The following is an 18058-nucleotide window of genomic DNA, read 5'->3' on the forward strand; positions in this document are numbered from 1 at the left end:
TTCGAGCAGGGAGGCAGAGCCATCGCTTTGTGGGCGGGGGTCATGACGAGGCAGTCACGTGGGGGCGGTCCCGGAAGAATCGGGGCCTCTTCTCCGAACGAACGGGACGAGAGGACCGGTGAAGCGCCCGGCGGACCCGAGAGCGGTCGGCTCACGCGAAGGCTGGGAAGAGCGGATCTGCGTGCGGTGTCCGAGGTCAGGAAGGCCCTCAGGGAGTTCCTGCGGCACTGGGGGAAGCCGGGAAGATCCGAGATAGCCGAACTGCTCACCAGCGAACTGGTCACCAACGCACTGGTGCACACCGACCACGACGCGTTCGTCACCGCGACGGTGGGCCCGCGAGGGCTCCGTGTCGAGGTGCGGGACATGGTGGGCAGCCACCCCGAGCCGCGGGTACCGGACGCCGACAGCGGTACGAACGGCAGGGGCCTGGTCCTCGTGCAGTCGCTCGCCGACGCGTGGGGCGTGCGGGCGCACGGGGTGGGGAAGGTGGTGTGGTTCGAGCTGGACGGCGGCGGCACGGACTGAGTCGCGCCGCCGCCCCACAGGTTCTGACGGGCCGTCACCAGATGTTCGCGATAGCCGAGTCGACCGGACGATCGCGCCCGAAGTGATCAGCCGAACTGCTGCTCCAGGTCCTTCAGCTTCTGCTCCAGCGAGTCGAGCCGGGGCAGTGCCTGCGTGTCGTCCTCCGCCGTCAGGTCGACGGTGACAGGGGTGACGGGTTCGGCGCCGTCAGGGCCGTTCCTGACGGCCTGGAGGGAGGGGCGGGAGCGTACCGGCAGCTCTTCCTGCGCCGGTATGGCAGGGTCCGCGCCGACCTGCGGCGACCCGGTCGCCGACGCGACGGCCTGCACCTCGACCTGACGGCCGCCGCCGCGGCCCTGCCAGTTCCGCTGGCCCCGGCTGAGCGCCTTGAGCTGCGCGCGCTCCAGCTTCTCCTTGTCGCGCCGGTGCAGCCGCGTGCGCTCCTTCTCGCGACGGTCCTCCCGCACCTCCTCGACGGCCTCGTCCAGGGTGCGTACGCCTTCGAGGAGCATCAGCGACCAGGCGGCGAAGGTCTCCCGGGGCGCGCGCAGCCACCGCACGATGCGGATCTGCGGCAGCGGCCGGGGCACCAGACCCTGCTCGCGCAGTGCCGCCCTGCGGGTCTGCTTCAGCGCGCGGTCGAAGAGCACCGCGGCCGACAGCGACATTCCGGCGAAGAAGTGCGGAGCACCGGCGTGGTTGAGGCCGCGCGGCGCGTGCACCCAGTTGAACCAGGCCGCCGCACCCGCGAACGTCCACACGAGCAGCCGCGAGCCGAGCGCGGCGTCGCCGTGGCTCGCCTCGCGCACGGCGAGGACGGAGCAGAACATCGCGGCGCCGTCGAGGCCAAACGGGACCAGGTACTCCCAGCCCCCGGAGAGGCTGAGGTTCTGCTGCCCGAAGCCGACCAGGCCGTGGAAGGAGAGCGCGGCGGCGACGGCGGCGCAGCAGAACAGGAGCACGTAGGAGGCGGTGCCGTAGACCGCTTCCTTGCGCCTGCGGCGTTCCTCGGTGCGCTCCCAGGAGTCGTCGCCCGCGCCCCCCTTGGCCGCTTTGCCATGGCCTCGCCTGCCGCGCGCGAGCACCGCCACCGCCACCAGCATGCCCAGGAGCAGGACGCCACCGGGGAGCAGCCAGTCCAGCGATATGTCGGTCAGTCTCATCTGGGGGTCCCTTGCGTTGCGGTAGGGCGTATCGGCCGCCATATTGACCCAACCCCGATGTCGTGCAGGGGGTTTCGGGGCAAGAGAACGCCAAGGGGGGTGCGAGGGGGCACGCACGGCGTATTTTGCTCGAACTCGTGGCGGGGGACCAGGCGTTGAGTTCGATTAGACGGGCGCGGTCAGCCCGTCGCGGCGGCCGCGCTGAGCCGGGCGACGCGCTCCGCGTCACAGGTGCGCGGGCAGGTGACGCAGGTGTCGTCGGGGCGCAGCGTGTAGAACATGCAGCAGCTCGCCCGGTCGCGGGTCGGCAGCGCCTCGCCGTCGGGGCCCGTCAGCTCACGGAAGCCGGCCGTGCCGACGTACGGCTTGGTGGCGCCGGGCAGCAGCTTCTCCAGCTCGGTCACCGCGCGCCGCTCCTCGCCGAAGAGGTGGGCGACGTACCAGAGGCCCTCGACGATCTCGTCGGTGGCGAGGCTCCACAGGGCGCGCGAGCGGCGCCGCATCCGGGGACCGAAGGTGTCGAGGAGCGGCCCGAGGTGCTCGGCGACCGCGTCCCGCACCTCTGCGCGCAGCGCCTCCTCGTCCGGTACGACGCGGGCGCCCGGCAACGCCGCGGCCGGGTCGCCGGGGAGGCAGGCGAACCTGTCGGGGCGTACGGCCATCCGGCCCAGCGTGCGCTGGAAGGAGACGTCGGCGACGGGGAAGCGGGGGACGCGGCGGTGCAGGAACCAGGGGACGGTGATGAGCAGGGTGGCGGGCCAGGCGTAGCGGTGCAGGCCGAAGCTGGCGACGACGTCCGGCCGGGCCCGGGTGCCGTAGTCCTTCAGGACCTGGGCGTCGTCCCAGGCCAGGAACGCGTCCAGGTCGGCCCCGCCCTCCGCGAGCCGGGCGGCGCAGACCCAGCCGTCGCCCCGCGGCGCCTGTTCCCCGGGAGCGAGCTCGGTGATGCGCAGTCCGGAGTACACCTCGTGGAGGCGGGCGTAGGCGTCCGCTACGGCGCTGCGGGCGCCCTGGGCGGGTGCGGCCAAGGTGGGGACGGACATGCGGAGGACCACCGAATCGCGATCGATAGCAGGTAAGCCTTACCTTACCCGACGTGATCGAGGTTTCAACTCCGGTCGTGTCCGCCTATGGTGCCTGTCGTACCTTTCTCAGCAGCCACCAGCAGGGCGGAAGTCGTGGAGCAGACCGGAGCACGCGAGGGGGAGTCCCTCGCCGGGCCGCCGCGCGTCCGCGTGCCCGAGCAGTCGAAGGCCGGGGGTCGCGGGCCCCGCGCGGCCCGGGGCGACCACCAGCACGGCGTGCCGGGTCCGCGCCGCCCGATCCGGCGCAGCTCCGTACGCGGCCAGATCCTCGCCGCGCTGCGGGCCGCTCTCGTCGGCGGTGAGCTCGCCCCCGGCGAGGTGTACTCGGCGCCGGCCCTCGGCGAGCGCTTCGGCGTCTCGGCGACACCCGTCCGCGAGGCGATGCAGCAGCTGGCCGTCGAGGGCGCCGTGGAGGTCGTCCCCAACCGGGGCTTCCGGGTCACCGGGCGCAGCGTGCGGGAGCTGGCCGAGCTGGCCGAGGTGCGGGCGCTGATCGAGGTTCCCGTGCTGCTCCGGCTCGCCCGCACGGTCCCCGCCGAGCGCTGGGCCGAGCTGCGGCCGCTGGCCGAGGCGACCGCGACGGCGGCGGCCGGCGGCGACCTCGCGCGCTACGCCGAGTCGGACCGCGCCTTCCACGGCGCGGTGCTCTCTCTGTCGGGCAACCAGCAGCTGGTGCAGGTCGCGGACGATCTGCACCGGCGCTCGCAGTGGCCCCTGGTCAGCGGCCCCGTCGCGGGCGGCAGGGCCGACCTGATCGCGGACGCGGCCGAACACGCCGCGCTCCTGGACGCGTTGGCCGCACAGGACCTGGGTGTGGTCGCGTCCCTGGTGCAGGAGCACTTCATGGGCTCAGGAGCCTGACGGCGGCTCCCGCGGGGATCACACCGCGGCGGCCGGTGGCTGCAGGTGCTGCGCGAGCCAGGACGGTACGCCGCCCAGGAGGCGGAAGAGGCGGGTGGCCTCGGCGCGCAGGCGGGTGGCCTCCGGCTCCGGCTCCGCGTCCGCGAGGGCGGCGAGCGCGGGGGCCGTACCGACCAGGTAGCCCAGCTCCTCACGGATGCGCAGGGACTCCGTGAAACCGTGCCGCGCCTCCGCCAACTCCCCGTCGCGCAGGGCGAGTCCGGCCAGATGCCGCCAGGTGAAGGAGAGCAGCAGGGAGTCGGAGTGCACCGTGGCCCCCGCGTGCGCCCTGCGGTACGCCGCCTTCGCGGACTGCGGCGAGTCGGCGATGTGCTCCGCGATCAGCCCCCTGCGGAAGTCGAGCAGCGGCCGTCCGGGCGCGTTCGGGGCGAGCAGCGCGGCTGCCCTGCCGAGCGCCGTACGCGCCTCGTCGGCCCGGTCGCGTACCCCCAAAACCGTTGACGCGTACGCCAGTTGGCCGCGCTCGCAGGCCGCGGCGCCCCGGTCGTCGTCGTTCTCGGCGATCGCCTCGGCGGTCCGCAGACCGTCCTCCGCCTCGCCCCAGCCGTCCCCCGTGAACAGGCACCGCTCGACGAGCAGCGCCGTCCTCTGGAGTGCCGCCGCGGCCCCGGCCCGCGAGGCGAGCAGCGCCGCGGCGTCGGTCCAGCAGCCGCGCGAGCGCAGCCGCCATACCGCGGTCTGGAGTGGATCGTCCCCTGCAGTCGTTCCGGTACCAGACATGGCGGTATGCGCCACGTTGCCCTCCCCGAGCACACCATTGAGCTGTTGAGTCGTGGGCGAATCTCAGCATGGATCGCGGCGTCCGGCCAAGGGGCTGGGTGAAAGAATTCACAAAGGGCGGGCAAGGAACGGCGATCAAGCCGGTCGGCGGTTGCGCACCGCCGGCCGGCCCCGTGCCCGATGACCTCAGCTCATCCGCAGGGCGAGGAAGAAGTCGAGCTTGTCCTCCAGGCGCGAGAGGTCACGACCCGTCAACTGCTCGATACGGCCCACCCGGTAGCGCAATGTGTTGACGTGGAGGTGCAGTCGCGCGGCGCAGCGCGTCCACGATCCGTCGCAGTCGAGGAACGCCTCAAGGGTCGGGATGAGTTCGGCGCGGTGGCGCGAGTCGTACTCGCGCAGCGGGTCCAGGAGCCGCGCCGTGAACGCCCGGCGCACGTCGTCGGGGACGAAGGGCAGCAGCAGGACGTGCGAGGCCAGTTCCTGGTGGCCGGCCGCGCAGACCCGCCCCGGCCGCGCCGCGGCGACCCGGCGGGCGTGCCGCGCCTCCTCGAGGGCGCCGCGCAGGCCCTCCGCCGAGTGCACGGACGCGCTGACGCCGAGCGTGAGGCGGCCGTCGCCGTCGAGGCCGGCCGACAGCGGGTCGTGGACGGACGCGAGGAGCGCGTCCGCGATCAGACCCGTCTCCGAGCCGTCGTGCTCGGTGGAGACGGCGGGCAGCGGTACGAGTGCGATGGCCTCGTCGCCGGTGTGCGCGACCGCGATGCGGTCGGACGGCTCGGGGCCCGCCGCGATGGGGCCTCCTCTGTTCGAGTCGGTTCGAGAACTTGCTGAAGGGTCGACGAGGATTTCCTCCAGGAGCGACTGGGCGACAGGACCGCCGTCGATCTCGCCGCCCTCCCACTCCACCCGGGCCACCACGACCTGCCAGTGCGGGGCCGCGCCGAGGCCGGGAAGCAGCACCGGGGCGGCGACGCGCAGGCGTGCCGCGATCTCCGCGGGCGCCGCGCCCGTCTGCACCAGTTCCAGGACCTCCTGGGCGAGGCGGCGCCGCACGGTGCGGGCCGCGTCGCGCCGGTCGCGCTCGACCGCGATCAGCTGGGTCACGCCCTGGAGCAGGTCGAGGCGTTCCTCGGGCCAGTCGCCCGCGTCGGCCTCCACGGCGAGCACCCAGTCGGAGAGCACCGACTCGCGCACGTCGCGCGAGGCGCCGGCCGCTCCGCGCCCACTGGTCCGCACGGGGAACAGCGAGTACGTGACGCCGTCCACCGTCACCCGGTGCGGCCCGCGCCGGCCCGTCCTGACGGCCGCCAGATGCTCTCCGGCGAGGCGCGCGCAGAGCGGTCCGGGCAGGGCGGCGCCCGCCGCGCCCGACCCGGCGACCACGCGCCCGGCGGGGGAGAGCACCCAGGCCCGCAGGTCGAGATCGGTGCCGAGCAGGTCGAGGACGACGTCGGGGCCGCCGCCCGTGGGGCCCGAGGTCATCAGGCGGCGGTGCCGGTCGACGACCGCGGCCAGGTCCCCGGCGCGCTCGCCGGAGACCTGGCGCACCACGTGCTCGGTGATCGTCGCGAAGGCCACGGACTCGTTGACCGCGAAGAGCGGCAGGCGGTGCCGGGCGCAGGCGTCGACGATGTCGTCGGGGATGTCCCCGAGCTCGGCCTCACCGGCGGCGAGCGCCGCGACCCCCGCGCTCGCGAGGATGCGTACGAAGGGTTCCGTGTCCGAGGCGTCGCGGCGCCAGGCGAGGCCGGTGAGGACCAGCTCGCCGCCCGCCAGGTAGCGGCTGGGGTCCCGCAGGTCCGTGGTCATCACACCGCGCACGGTGCGGTCAAGCTCGTCCTCGCCGCCGAGCAGCCGCAGGCCCAGCGCGTCGGTGTCCAGGAGTGCGCGCAGCCGCATGGTGTCGTCGCCGCCGATCTGTCTCGAATGGTGTGTACAAACATGTGCGCCCTGTAGCGCCGGGGCCCGCTGTCCCGGGGTGGCCGGGGTTTCCGGGGGGAACCCAAGAGGTTTCTGGGGCCCGTTCTTCATACGAATCTACAAGACGCGCGCCTTGGCCAGCCAACTCCTTCAGTGTTTCGGTGACTGACCCCATCGGACGAGCGAGCGGTGTACTTGCCCCACTCCGCGTTAACAGCACATGAACGAGCAGTCGAGGGACCAACGGCCCTGGTGGCCGAAACGGAATCCCCGGATACGGATACCCCGCAGACGGATACCCCCGCAGACGGAAATCCCCGGCCCCTCGAAGCGAAAGACCCTCGACACGAAGAAGAAGAGAGCCTCATGGACTTCCTTCGCCCCGCCAGCTGGGAGGAGGCGCTCGCCGCCAAGGCCGAGCACCCCACGGCTGTGCCGATTGCGGGTGGCACCGACGTGATGGTCGAGATCAACTTCGACCACCGTCGTCCCGAGTACCTGCTTGACCTCAACCGCATCGTCGAGCTGCGCGAGTGGGAGGTGGGCGAGGAGACGGTCCAGCTGGGCGCCTCCGTCCCGTACACCCAGATCATGGAGGAGCTGCGCACCGAGCTCCCCGGTCTCGCGCTGGCCTCGCACACCGTCGCCTCGCCGCAGATCCGCAACCGCGGCGGCGTCGGCGGCAACCTCGGCACCGCGTCCCCCGCGGGCGATGCCCACCCGGCCCTTCTCGCCGCCGATTGCGAGGTCGAGGTGGAGTCTGTGCGGGGCTCCCGCCTGATCCCGATCGACGACTTCTACACCGGCGTGAAGCGCAACGCGCTCGCCGAGGACGAGCTGATCAAGTCCGTCCACATCAAGAAGGCGGACGGTCCCCAGCAGTACTCGAAGGTCGGCACCCGCAACGCGATGGTCATCGCCGTGTGCGCCTTCGGTATCGCGCTGCACCCCGATACCCGGACCGTACGGACCGGCATCGGCTCCGCCGCCCCCACGCCCATCCGGGCGAAGGCGGCCGAGGAGTTCCTGAACGCCGCGCTCGACGAGGGCGGCTTCTGGGAGAGCAAGAAGATCATCACCCCCTCGATCGCCAAGCAGTTCGCGGAGCTCGCCTCCGGTGCCGCCAACCCGATCGACGACGTGCGCGGCACGGCGAGCTACCGCCGGCACGCCGTCGGGATCATGGCCCGCCGCACGCTCGGCTGGACCTGGGAGTCGTACCGCGGCAACGGCCGCAGCACTGAGGGAGTCGCATAATGCGCGTGAACTTCAAGGTCAACGGCCGCCCGCAGGAAGCCGACGACGTGTGGGAGGGCGAGTCCCTGCTGTACGTGCTGCGCGAGCGCATGGGCCTGCCGGGCTCCAAGAACGCCTGCGAGCAGGGCGAGTGCGGCTCCTGCACCGTCCGTCTCGACGGCGTGCCGGTCTGTTCGTGCCTGGTCGCGGCAGGGCAGGTGGAGGGCCGCGAGGTCACCACCGTCGAGGGCCTCGCCGACTACGCCAAGCACCGTGAGCAGGCCCACCCGGGCGGCGGCTGCGCCTCCGGCGCGTGCGGCACCTCGATCCAGGACGCCAAGCAGTGGCAGGCCAACCCGGAGAAGGGCGCCACCGACTCGCAGACCAGCGAGGGCGGTGGCGTTTTCCCGCGTGCGACGCTCTCTCCGATCCAGCAGGCGTTCATCGACGCCGGCGCCGTCCAGTGCGGCTTCTGCACCCCCGGCCTGCTCGTCGCGGCCGACGAGATGCTGGAGCGCAACCCGCAGCCCTCCGACGCGGACATCCGCGAGGCGCTCTCCGGCAACCTCTGCCGCTGCACCGGTTACGAGAAGATCCTTGACGCGGTCCGCCTCGCGGCCGCGCGCCAGTCCGAGGGGGTCTGACGCCATGGGAACCACAGGCACACCCACCAAGATCACGCAGGGTTCCAAGACGAAGGGCGGCATCGGCGAGTCGACGCTGCGCCCCGACGGCACCCTGAAGGTCACCGGCGAGTTCGCGTACTCCTCGGACATGTGGCACGAGGACATGCTGTGGGGTCACACCCTGCGCTCGACCGTCGCGCACGCCGAGATCGTCTCCATCGACACCTCGGAGGCGCTCGCGCAGTCCGGTGTCTACGCCGTCCTGACCTACGACGACCTGCCGGCCGCGATGAAGAACTACGGCCTGGAGATCCAGGACACCCCGGTCCTCGCGCACAAGAAGGTCCGCCACCACGGCGAGCCGGTGGCCATCGTCGCCGCCGACCACCCGGAGACCGCGCGCCGCGCCGCCGCCAAGATCCGCATCGAGTACAAGGAGCTGCCCCTCATCACCGATGAGGCCTCGGCGACCGCTCCCGACGCCGTACTCGTGCACGAGGGCCGCGACGACCACCACATCGGTCACGTCCCGCACCCGAACATCGTGCACCGCCAGCCGATCATCCGCGGCAACGCCGAAGAGGCCGCCAAGAAGGCCGACTTCATCGTCAAGGGCGAGTACACCTTCGGCATGCAGGACCAGGCCTTCCTCGGCCCGGAGTCCGGCCTCGCGGTGCCCTGTGAGGACGGCGGCGTCGAGCTGTACGTCGCCACCCAGTGGCTGCACTCCGACCTCAAGCAGATCGCCCCCGTCCTCGGCCTGCCCGAGGAGAAGGTGCGCATGACGCTCTCCGGCGTCGGCGGCGCGTTCGGCGGCCGCGAGGACATCTCGATGCAGATCCACGCCTGCCTCCTGGCGCTGCGCACCGGCAAGCCGGTCAAGATCGTCTACAACCGGTTCGAGTCCTTCTTCGGCCACGTGCACCGCCACCCGGCGAAGCTCTACTACGAGCACGGCGCCACCAAGGACGGCAAGCTCACGCACATGAAGTGCAAGATCGTCCTGGACGGCGGCGCCTACGCGTCGGCCTCCCCGGCGGTCGTGGGCAACGCCTCCTCCCTCTCGGTCGGCCCGTACGTGATCGACGACGTCGACATCGAGGCCATCGCCCTCTACACCAACAACCCGCCGTGCGGCGCGATGCGCGGCTTCGGCGCCGTGCAGGCCTGCTTCGCCTACGAGGCCCAGATGGACAAGCTCGCCGACAAGGTGGGCATGGACCGGGTCGAGTTCCGCCGGCTCAACGCCATGGAGCAGGGCACGCTCCTGCCGACCGGACAGGTGGTCGACTCGCCCGCCCCGGTCGCTGAGCTCCTGCGCCGCATCAAGGCCCGCCCGCTGCCGCCCGAGCGCCAGTGGGAGTCCAGCGAGGGCGCCGACGTGCGCCAGCTGCCGGGCGGCCTGTCCAACACCACGCACGGCGAAGGCGTCGTACGCGGTGTCGGCTACGCGGTCGGCATCAAGAACGTCGGCTTCTCCGAGGGCTTCGACGACTACTCCACCGCCAAGGTGCGCATGGAGGTCATCAACGGCGAGCCCGTCGCGATCGTGCACACCGCGATGGCCGAGGTCGGCCAGGGCGGCGTCACCGTCCACGCGCAGATCGCCCGCACCGAGCTGGGCGTCGCGCAGGTGACGATCCACCCCGCCGACACCCAGGTGGGCAGCGCCGGATCGACGTCCGCGTCGCGCCAGACGTACGTCACCGGCGGCGCCGTCAAGAACTCCTGTGAGCTGGTCCGGGAGAAGGTCCTGGAGATCGGCCGCCGCAAGTTCGGCACCTATCACCCGGCCTGGGCCACCGCCGAACTCCTCCTGGAGGGCGGCAAGGTCGTCACCGACGGCGGCGAGGTCCTCGGCGACCTGGTCGACGTCCTGGAGGGCGAGACCGTCGAGATCGAGGCCGAGTGGCGCCACCGCCCCACCGTCGCCTTCGACCTGCGCACCGGCCAGGGCAACGGCCACGTCCAGTACTCCTTCGCCGCGCACCGTGCGGTCGTGGAGGTCGACACCGAGCTGGGCCTGGTCAAGGTCATCGAACTGGCCTGCGCCCAGGACGTCGGCAAGGCGCTCAACCCGCTGTCCGTGATCGGCCAGATCCAAGGTGGCACCACCCAGGGCCTGGGCGTCGCGGTCATGGAGGAGATCATCGTCGACCCGAAGACCGCGAAGGTGAAGAACCCCTCCTTCACGGACTACCTGATCCCCACCATCCTCGACACCCCGACCATCCCGGTCGACGTGCTCGAACTCGCCGACGAGCACGCCCCGTACGGGCTCCGCGGCATCGGCGAGGCCCCGACCCTGTCGTCCACCCCGGCCGTCCTCGCGGCGATCCGGAACGCGACGGGCCTGGAGCTCAACAAGACGCCGGTACGCCCGGAACACCTCACGGGCACCTGAGCCCGCACTGAGGAACCCGGTCCCCCGCTCGGGACCAGCAGAGCTCTCCGAGCGGTGTGTGCCTCCCAGGAACGTCACACTTCCCGCCGCCCACACCGCTCGGAGCCCCAACTCCCCCTCGTACAGAGGGAGACGTCGTTCGTCTCGGGCCGTCCCCCGGGTCGTGCAGCCCACGCACCATCCCAAATCCCGCAACGTTCGAGCGGGTGCCCCTGTGAACCTTGGGAGTAGGCACCATGACCCAGTCGTCAGTGGAGCCCAAGACCACCGCAGAGGACGCGGGCCCCGGCTCACGCGTCCCGGCCGGAAGGTCTTGGCTCGACCGGTACTTTCACATATCCCTCCGGGGATCGACGGTCGCGCGCGAGGTGCGCGGCGGTATCACCACCTTCATGGCGATGGCGTACATCGTCCTGCTCAACCCCGTCCTGCTCGGCGGCAAGGACGTCGCGGGCGACACCATGGGCCAGAAGGCCCTGATCACCGCGACGGCGCTCGCCGCGGCGGTCACCACGCTCCTGATGGGCTTCATCGGCAAGGTGCCACTGGCCCTGGCCGCAGGACTCTCCGTGTCCGGAGTGATCTCGTCCCAGGTCGCGCCCGAGATGACCTGGCCGCAGGCCATGGGCATGTGCGTGATGTACGGCGTCGTGATCATGCTGCTCGTGGTCACCGGGCTGCGCGAGATGATCATGAACGCCATCCCGCTCGCCCTGAAGCACGGCATCACGATGGGCATCGGGCTCTTCATCGCCATCATCGGCCTGGTCAAGGGCGGCTTCGTGCACCCCGGCAAGGCCACCCCGCTCTCGCTCGGCCCCGCCGGTGAACTCTCCGGCTGGCCCGTGCTGATCTTCGCGGGAACCCTGCTCCTCATCTTCATGCTCCAGGCGCGCAACACCCCCGGCGCGATCCTGATCGGCATCGTCACCGGCACCGTCGTCGCCGTCGTGCTCAACGCGCTCGACGTCATCGACCCCAAGCAGTGGGCGAACGGCGCCCCCGAACTGCACGGCAGCGCGGTCTCGTCACCCGACTTCTCCCTCCTCGGCGACGTGGAGTTCGGCGGCTGGGGCGAGGTCGGCGCGATGACCGTCGGCATGATCGTCTTCACCCTGGTGCTCGCCGGCTTCTTCGACGCGATGGCCACCATCATCGGCGTCGGCACCGAGGCCAACCTCGCCGACGACAAGGGCCGCATGCCCGGCCTCTCCAAGGCGCTGTTCATCGACGGCGCGGGCGGCGCCATCGGCGGTGTCGCGGGCGGCTCCGGCCAGACCGTGTTCGTCGAGTCCGCGACCGGTGTCGGCGAAGGTGCCCGCACCGGACTCTCCTCGGTCGTCACCGGACTGTTCTTCGCGGGCTGCCTCTTCTTCACGCCGGTCACCGCCATCGTGCCCCAGGAGGTCGCGTCCGCCGCGCTCGTCGTCATCGGAGCGATGATGATGATGAATGCCCGGCACGTCGACTGGGCCGACCGGGCCACCGCCATCCCGGTCTTCCTGACCGTCGTGCTGATGCCCTTCACGTACACCATCACCACCGGTGTCGCGGCGGGCGTCATCTCCTGGGTCGCCATCAAGATCGCCCAGGGCAAGGCCCGCGAGATCGGGGCCTTCATGTGGGGCCTGACGCTCGTCTTCATCATCTACTTCGCCCTCAACCCCATCGAAGGATGGCTGGGCGTCCACTGAGGCGCTGAGCCCTCCGCACACCCGCAGAGCCTTGAGGAGGCCGAACATGCTGGACATCGCCGACGAGCTGAACCGGTGGGTCGAGCAGGGACGTGACTTCGCCGTCGCCACCGTGGTGGCGGTCGGCGGCAGCGCGCCCAGGCAGCCGGGCGCCGCGCTCGCCGTCGACAGCGAGGGCACGGCGATCGGATCGGTCTCCGGCGGATGTGTGGAGGGCGCCGTCTACGAACTCTGCCGGCAGGCCCTGGAGGACGGCGACACCGTCGTCGAACGATTCGGCTACAGCGACGAGGACGCCTTCGCCGTGGGCCTGACCTGCGGCGGTGTCATCGACATCCTCGTCACCCCGGTCCGCGCGGACTCCGCGTCGCGGCCGGTGTTCGGCGCCGCGCTCGCCGCCGCCTCCTCGGGGGAGGCGGCAGCCGTCGCCCGCGTCACCGCAGGCCCCGCCGACCTCCTCGGAAGCGCCCTCCTCGTCCGCGCGTCGGACGACCCTGGGGCGTACGAGGGCGGCCTCGGCGGCCACCCGGAGCTGGACCGCACGGTGGCGGCGGAGGCCCGTGCCCTGCTCGACGCGGGGCGTACCGCGACCGTGGAGATCGGCGAGGACGGGTCGCGCTGCGGCTCTCCGCTCGTCGTCCTCGTCGAGTCGAGCGTCCCGCCGCCCCGCATGATCGTCTTCGGCGCGATCGACTTCGCCTCGGCGCTCGTGCGCATGGGCAAGTTCCTCGGCTACCGCGTGACCGTGTGCGACGCGCGGCCCGTCTTCGCGACGCCGCAGCGCTTCCCGGACGCCGACGAGATCGTCGTCGAGTGGCCGCACCGGTACCTGGAGTCGACCGACGTCGACGCCCGCACCGTGCTCTGCGTCCTCACGCACGACGCCAAGTTCGACGTGCCGCTGCTGCACCTGGCCCTGCGGCTGCCCGTCGCCTACGTCGGCGCGATGGGTTCGCGCCGCACCCACCTGGACCGCAACAAGCGCCTGCGCGAAGTGGGCGTCACTGAGATGGAGTTGGCCCGGCTGCGCTCGCCCATCGGGCTCGATCTCGGCGCCCGCACCCCCGAGGAGACGGCGCTGTCCATCGCCTCGGAGATCGTCGCCAATCGGCGGGGTGGAAGCGGGGTCTCCCTCACAGGGGCGCACACGCCCATCCATCCGGATGGAGCGCGGGGTCCTTCGGGGCGGATCGGGTCTGTGGCCTGAACGGGCTCGTTGCCGAGTGCGGATCTGTTGTGGCTGGGCGCGCAGTTCCCCGCGCCCCCCGCGGGTCGCTTCGCGCCCCTGTGCGGAGTTCCCCTCCTTGCGCGGTTCCCCGTGCCCCTTGCGTAGTTCCCCGCCCCCCCCTACGCCGTCAGATGGGTCACCGCCCGGGTGAACATGCGCGTCGCGATCGCGGCCAGTGGGGCGTCGAACAGGGCGGGCAGGGCGCGCACCCGTAGCTCCTCGCGCCAGATCAGGCGGGAGCCCGTGTCGCACGGGTAGACCTCGATCTCCGCCCAGCCCGTCACGAACGTGCCCCGTTTCTCCAGGCGGCAGCGGCCCGGTGCGGTGTCCCGTGGCGGGTGCCACGCGACGACCTCCATCACGTCGTCGAAGCCGAGAGGGCCGAGCCCGCTGCGGGCGGCGAAGACCGTGCCGACGCGCGTGGGTCCCGGCGTACGGACGCGCACCCGGGTCAGCGGGACCGCGTCGGCATGCCGCTCCCACACGGTCAGCCGGGACCAGGTCTCGGCCGGGGGCAGGGACATGTCCCTGATGAACTGGAAGTAAGCCACGCCCCCGAGCCTGCCAGGTCCACGCCTCGATGCGCCCTTCCGCCCCGCCGGGGACTCCGCGACGATGGGCGGTCAGTACGGCACGACCGGCACCCGGAGGACCTCGTGGACCGTCAACGACGTGACAGGCTCGACGAGTTGACGCGCGATCCCTACCCGCTCTACGTCCGCGCCCGCGCGGCCGACGGGCTCACCTTCGTCCCCGAGTTCGACGCCTGGCTGGTGGCCCGCGACGCCGACATCAGGGAGGTCCTGCGCCGCCCCGACGACTTCTCGTCCGCCCGCGTGCTGCGCGGCGACGTGCGCCCGTCGGCCGAGGCGTTCGCCGTCCTCGGCGAGGGCTTCGGTGGCCGCCGCACCGTGGTGAGCTCGGACGGCGCCGCGCACCGGCGGCTGCGCGCGCCGCTGGTCCAAGGGCTCTCGGCAGTGCGGGTCGCGACCATGGTGCCGTACGTGGAGGAGCGGGCGGAGGCGCTCGTCGACTCCTTCGCGGGGCAGGGCCGCGTCGAGCTGATGGAGGCGTACGCCCGTCGCCTGCCCGGCGAGGTCGCAGGGCGGCTCGTCGGGCTCGACCCCGCCGACGTACCGAAGGTCGTGCACGGCGGGCACCAGGCCGAGCGGCTGCTCTTCCGGCCGTTGGACGAGGCCGCTCAAGTGGCCGCCGCCCAGGACATCGTGACGATGCAGCAGGTTCTGGACGGCTATGCGCGCGACCGCAGGGCGGTGCCGCGCGAGGACCTGTGCACGGAAATCGTCGCCTCCCTGGCGCCAGGACCCGCCGACGAGCCGCTCACCATCGAACAGCGCCATGAACTCGTCGCGCAGCTGCAGGACTTCCTGATCGCGGGGCACCTCACCACCACCGCCCTGATCGGCACCACGGTGCTCCACCTGCTGCGCCACCCGGACCAGTGGGAACGGCTCACGGCGGAGCCCGCACGGATCCCGGCGGCGATCGAGGAAGCGGCCCGCTACGACACGGCCCTCCAGGCCTTCCGTCGCGTCACCACCCGGGCCGTGACCCTGGCGGGCACCGAACTGCCCGCGGGGAGTGAGGTGTTGGTGGCGTTCGGGGCGGCGGGGCGGGACGCCGCCCGGCATCCGCGTCCCGACGTCTTCGACATCGAGCGGCGGCAGAGCGGCCGCCACCTCGCCTTCGGCCTCGGCGCGCACGCCTGTGTGGGAGCCCGGCTCGCCCGCGAGCAGCTCAGGATCACGCTGGAGCTGCTGACCCGGCGCCTGCCGGGTCTCCGGCTCGCCGACGACCGCCCTGCCGTCACCATGCGGCCGACCCTGATCCACCGGGCTCCCGAGGCGCTGCACCTCACCTGGTGACGGGCTGACCGGGGGCGTGGGGCGTGTCTTCAAAAGGGCGTTGGAGGGAGCCGATGAGGGCGGGAGAAACGATTCACCCTGCCGGACAGTCGCTTACGCACAATTGTTTGGTGCGGTTCTGAATTGGTCGTACGCCGCCGAAAGAGCGCACTGGGCATCCATAAACAGAAGAGCATTCCCTCAGGGCCGCACGCAAAGATCCCGCCAAGCGGCGGAGGGGAATGTGCCCAGATGAGGCATTTCGGTACCGTCTATGTGCCGCATAAAGGGGGGCGCACACGCGCACTTCCACCGCGCTGCCCTTTACGCCCCACGTGCGCCCCCTGTGCGCCCCATGTCCGCCTCGCGATCCAGAGCAAGCGTTGTGATGTTGCCCCTTTCGTACTTAGGTGGGTCCTGTGGATTCGACCGCACACTGTCCCGAGATGGACAGGTAATTGAATTCGCCGCACATATTTTCCAGTGCGTATCGCCCTCAAAAGGGAGAATGATTATGACGTACGAGCGTCCCACCCTCACCAAGGTCGGCAGTTTCCGCAAGGTGACCGGGATCAAGAACAACGGACCCAAGGACATCCTCGGCGGCAAGCAGCTCCTCTGATCGGGCACGGCCCCGGCCGCTGACGGTCATGGGTCGCAAGACGTGTGCGCCGGCCTGAGCCCAGGCCGGCTGTCGGGTGGTGGCGTCCAGCCGCCACCCGATCCTCTGCTCCGGGCCCTACTTCACCGCCGACCAAAGGCCGTTGCTCATGGATTCGCTCCTCTCCCTCCAGGCCGCACCCGCCTGGTTCATCGCGTTGCCCGACACCGCCGCGGCCGCGCCCCTCGCCATCAGGGCGCAGCCCTACGCCTCCCGGGCGCTCTCCCATGCATCCGGACGACCCTGGCTGCTGGGCCGCTGGGATGAGCGGACGGCCGTCGTGGGGCGGTGCGGCAGCACACGCATCGCGGTGATCGGGGAGCACGCTGTCACCGAGCAGGATCTGGAACAGGACGCCGCGGCGGTCGGCTCCGCCTCGTCGGCGGCCCTGGAGCGCGCCGCACGCCGACCCGGCAGCTTCCACCTGGTGGCCAGTGGGGGCGGCCGAGTACGGGTGCGGGGCGGCGTCGTGAACCTGCGGCGCGTGTTCCACACCGACACCGCGACCTTCGGCCACGGCCCCGTCAGCGTGGCTTCCGACCGGGCCGACGTACTCGCCGAACTGATCGACGCCGACCTCGACGAACGCCGGATCGCCCTCGAACTACTCACCTCAAGCGTGCCGTACCCGCTGTCGGAGCCCCCGTTGTGGCGAAGCGTGCGGGCCGTACCCGCAGGCCACTGCCTGACCCTCGAGGCCGACGGCCGGGCCGCCACCAGGCAGTGGTGGTCACCGCCCGACCCCGTCGTCTCCCTCGCCGAGGGCGCCCGACGTCTGCGAGAGGCGCTCACCGAGGCGGTCGGGGTACGCACCCGCGGGCGTGAGCTGGTGACGGCGGATCTGGGCGGCCTGGACTCCACCGCCCTGTGCTGTACGGCAGCCCTCAGCGAGACCGAGGTCGTCGCGTACACCGCCGCGCTGCACGACGAGTCCGGCGACGACGTGTACTGGGCCCGGCGCACCGTCCAGGAACTCGAAGCCATCGAGCACCACGTCGTACCGGCTCAGGACACGGCCATGACCTTCGACGGCATCGACACCCTCCACGACGTACTGGACACGCCCAGCATCATCACCGTCGACCGCAACCGCCGGATGGGCATCGTGGAAATGGCCGCGGCCCGCGGATCCGGCCTGCACATGACCGGACTGGGCGGCGACGAACTCCTCGCCGGCACGCCCGCCCGGCTCCACCCCCTGTTACTGACCCATCCCTCGACCGCACTGCGCAACATCCGCGGATACGCCGCCAAGTACCGCTGGACCCGGCGGGAAACACTGCGCCAGCTTCTGGACCGGCGCTCCTACCGGAGCTGGCTCGGACGCGTGGCCCGCGACCTGACCAGGCCGCCCCCCGGCCCGAACACACCGCTGCTCGACTGGTCCGTACCACCCCGGATGGCTCCCTGGGCCACGCCCGACGCCATCGCAGCCGCCCGCGAACTCATACGCGCCGACCTGTCCGGCATCGAGCCCCGGGGCAGGGGGCACGGTGAGCACCGGGAACTGGTCGCGATGGACGGCATCTCCCAGTGGACCCGGCACATCGGCCAGATGGCGGCGCCCCTGGGCGTCACCGTCGCCGCCCCCTACTACGACACTCGCGTCATCGAGACCTGCCTCGCCGTGCGGCCACAGGAACGGATCACACCGTGGCGGTACAAACCCCTGATCGTCGAAGCCATGCGCGGCGTCGTGCCGGAAGGCAGCCGGACACGCAACACCAAGGCCAACGCCACGTTCGAGGAGGAGGTCGGCCTGCGCAAGCATCGTCGGCGACTGCTGGCACTGTGTGACGACTCGCGGCTGGCCCAGCTCGGCCTGATCGACGAAGGCACCCTGCGTGAATGGTGCCGCCGCTCTCTCGCCGCGGAGACGGAGAGCTACCTGCTGCACCCGACGATCGCCTGTGAAGTCTGGCTGCGCTCCCGCGAAATGACACCACCGCCCCTTGGGAACGCCCGCCCCGCCCAGCCCATCGCTGACTGAGAGAGGTGATCCCG

At 71.6% G+C, this 18058-nt stretch carries 15 protein-coding genes; 10 read left to right on the forward strand and 5 right to left on the reverse strand.

Annotated features, from left to right (window positions below; genetic code table 11):
* Window positions 1–42 precede the first annotated feature (42 nt).
* Window positions 43–528, forward strand: coding sequence for an ATP-binding protein (locus AC07DI_RS15810; protein WP_384248444.1), 486 nt, complete (start codon window positions 43–45; stop codon window positions 526–528).
* Between the two features lie 86 nt (window positions 529–614).
* Here the strand turns inward: AC07DI_RS15810 and AC07DI_RS15815 are convergent, their stop codons facing one another.
* Together AC07DI_RS15815 and AC07DI_RS15820 are read right to left on the reverse strand one after the other, a co-directional pair.
* Window positions 615–1691 (reverse strand): DUF2637 domain-containing protein, encoded by a 1077-nt coding sequence (locus AC07DI_RS15815; RefSeq protein WP_478904876.1) that lies wholly within the window; start codon window positions 1689–1691, stop codon window positions 615–617.
* A 179-nt stretch (window positions 1692–1870) separates the two neighbouring features.
* Complete coding sequence (locus AC07DI_RS15820) at window positions 1871–2734, reverse strand: (2Fe-2S)-binding protein (protein WP_384248441.1); 864 nt, start codon at window positions 2732–2734, stop codon at window positions 1871–1873.
* 135 nt (window positions 2735–2869) lie between these two features.
* Here AC07DI_RS15820 and AC07DI_RS15825 point away from each other — a divergent pair, with 135 nt between their 5' ends.
* Entirely contained in the window at window positions 2870–3637 is a 768-nt protein-coding gene (locus AC07DI_RS15825) for a GntR family transcriptional regulator (RefSeq protein WP_478904877.1), read from the forward strand.
* A gap of 18 nt (window positions 3638–3655) precedes the next feature.
* Here AC07DI_RS15825 and AC07DI_RS15830 read toward each other — a convergent pair whose 3' ends face one another.
* Together AC07DI_RS15830 and AC07DI_RS15835 are read right to left on the reverse strand one after the other, a co-directional pair.
* Complete coding sequence (locus AC07DI_RS15830; RefSeq protein WP_384248438.1) at window positions 3656–4417, reverse strand: hypothetical protein; 762 nt, start codon at window positions 4415–4417, stop codon at window positions 3656–3658.
* A gap of 186 nt (window positions 4418–4603) precedes the next feature.
* Window positions 4604–6319, reverse strand: coding sequence for a PucR family transcriptional regulator (locus AC07DI_RS15835; RefSeq protein WP_384248436.1), 1716 nt, complete (start codon window positions 6317–6319; stop codon window positions 4604–4606).
* Between the two features lie 387 nt (window positions 6320–6706).
* Between AC07DI_RS15835 and AC07DI_RS15840 the strand changes: the two genes are divergently transcribed.
* The 5 genes from AC07DI_RS15840 (at window position 6707) to AC07DI_RS15860 (ending at window position 13507) form a co-directional block, all read left to right on the forward strand.
* Window positions 6707–7597 (forward strand): FAD binding domain-containing protein, encoded by an 891-nt coding sequence (locus AC07DI_RS15840; protein ID WP_478904878.1) that lies wholly within the window; start codon window positions 6707–6709, stop codon window positions 7595–7597.
* Window positions 7597–8220 carry a (2Fe-2S)-binding protein gene (locus tag AC07DI_RS15845; protein ID WP_478904879.1) on the forward strand — a complete coding sequence of 208 codons (624 nt, stop codon included), beginning with the start codon at window positions 7597–7599 and terminating at the stop codon, window positions 8218–8220. The genes AC07DI_RS15840 and AC07DI_RS15845 overlap by 1 nt, the downstream gene beginning before the upstream one ends.
* Window positions 8221–8224: 4 nt before the next feature.
* A complete protein-coding gene (locus AC07DI_RS15850) occupies window positions 8225–10606 on the forward strand; it encodes a xanthine dehydrogenase family protein molybdopterin-binding subunit (protein WP_478904880.1) in 2382 nt (793 codons plus the stop codon).
* A 236-nt stretch (window positions 10607–10842) separates the two neighbouring features.
* A complete protein-coding gene (locus tag AC07DI_RS15855; protein ID WP_384248430.1) occupies window positions 10843–12300 on the forward strand; it encodes an NCS2 family permease in 1458 nt (485 codons plus the stop codon).
* Window positions 12301–12346: 46 nt separating this feature from the next.
* The gene (locus AC07DI_RS15860; RefSeq protein ID WP_478904881.1) at window positions 12347–13507 is read left to right on the forward strand and encodes an XdhC family protein; all 1161 of its coding nucleotides are present in this window, start codon (window positions 12347–12349) and stop codon (window positions 13505–13507) included.
* Window positions 13508–13647: 140 nt separating this feature from the next.
* Here the strand turns inward: AC07DI_RS15860 and AC07DI_RS15865 are convergent, their stop codons facing one another.
* Window positions 13648–14079: an SRPBCC family protein gene (locus AC07DI_RS15865; RefSeq protein ID WP_478904882.1), complete on the reverse strand. Its 432-nt coding sequence runs from the start codon at window positions 14077–14079 to the stop codon at window positions 13648–13650.
* 105 nt (window positions 14080–14184) lie between these two features.
* Here AC07DI_RS15865 and AC07DI_RS15870 point away from each other — a divergent pair, with 105 nt between their 5' ends.
* The 3 genes from AC07DI_RS15870 to AC07DI_RS15880 all read left to right on the forward strand — a co-directional run bounded on the left by AC07DI_RS15870 (window position 14185) and on the right by AC07DI_RS15880 (window position 18044).
* On the forward strand, window positions 14185–15414 hold the full coding sequence (locus AC07DI_RS15870; RefSeq protein WP_478904883.1) for a cytochrome P450: 1230 nt from the start codon (window positions 14185–14187) through the stop codon (window positions 15412–15414).
* Window positions 15415–15907: 493 nt separating this feature from the next.
* Complete coding sequence (locus AC07DI_RS15875; RefSeq protein WP_478904884.1) at window positions 15908–16015, forward strand: keywimysin-related RiPP; 108 nt, start codon at window positions 15908–15910, stop codon at window positions 16013–16015.
* 148 nt (window positions 16016–16163) lie between these two features.
* Window positions 16164–18044 carry a lasso peptide isopeptide bond-forming cyclase gene (locus AC07DI_RS15880; protein WP_478904885.1) on the forward strand — a complete coding sequence of 627 codons (1881 nt, stop codon included), beginning with the start codon at window positions 16164–16166 and terminating at the stop codon, window positions 18042–18044.
* The last annotated feature ends 14 nt before the right edge of the window (window positions 18045–18058 follow it).

It is taken from the genome of Streptomyces sp. NPDC044106 (genome assembly GCF_056433985.1).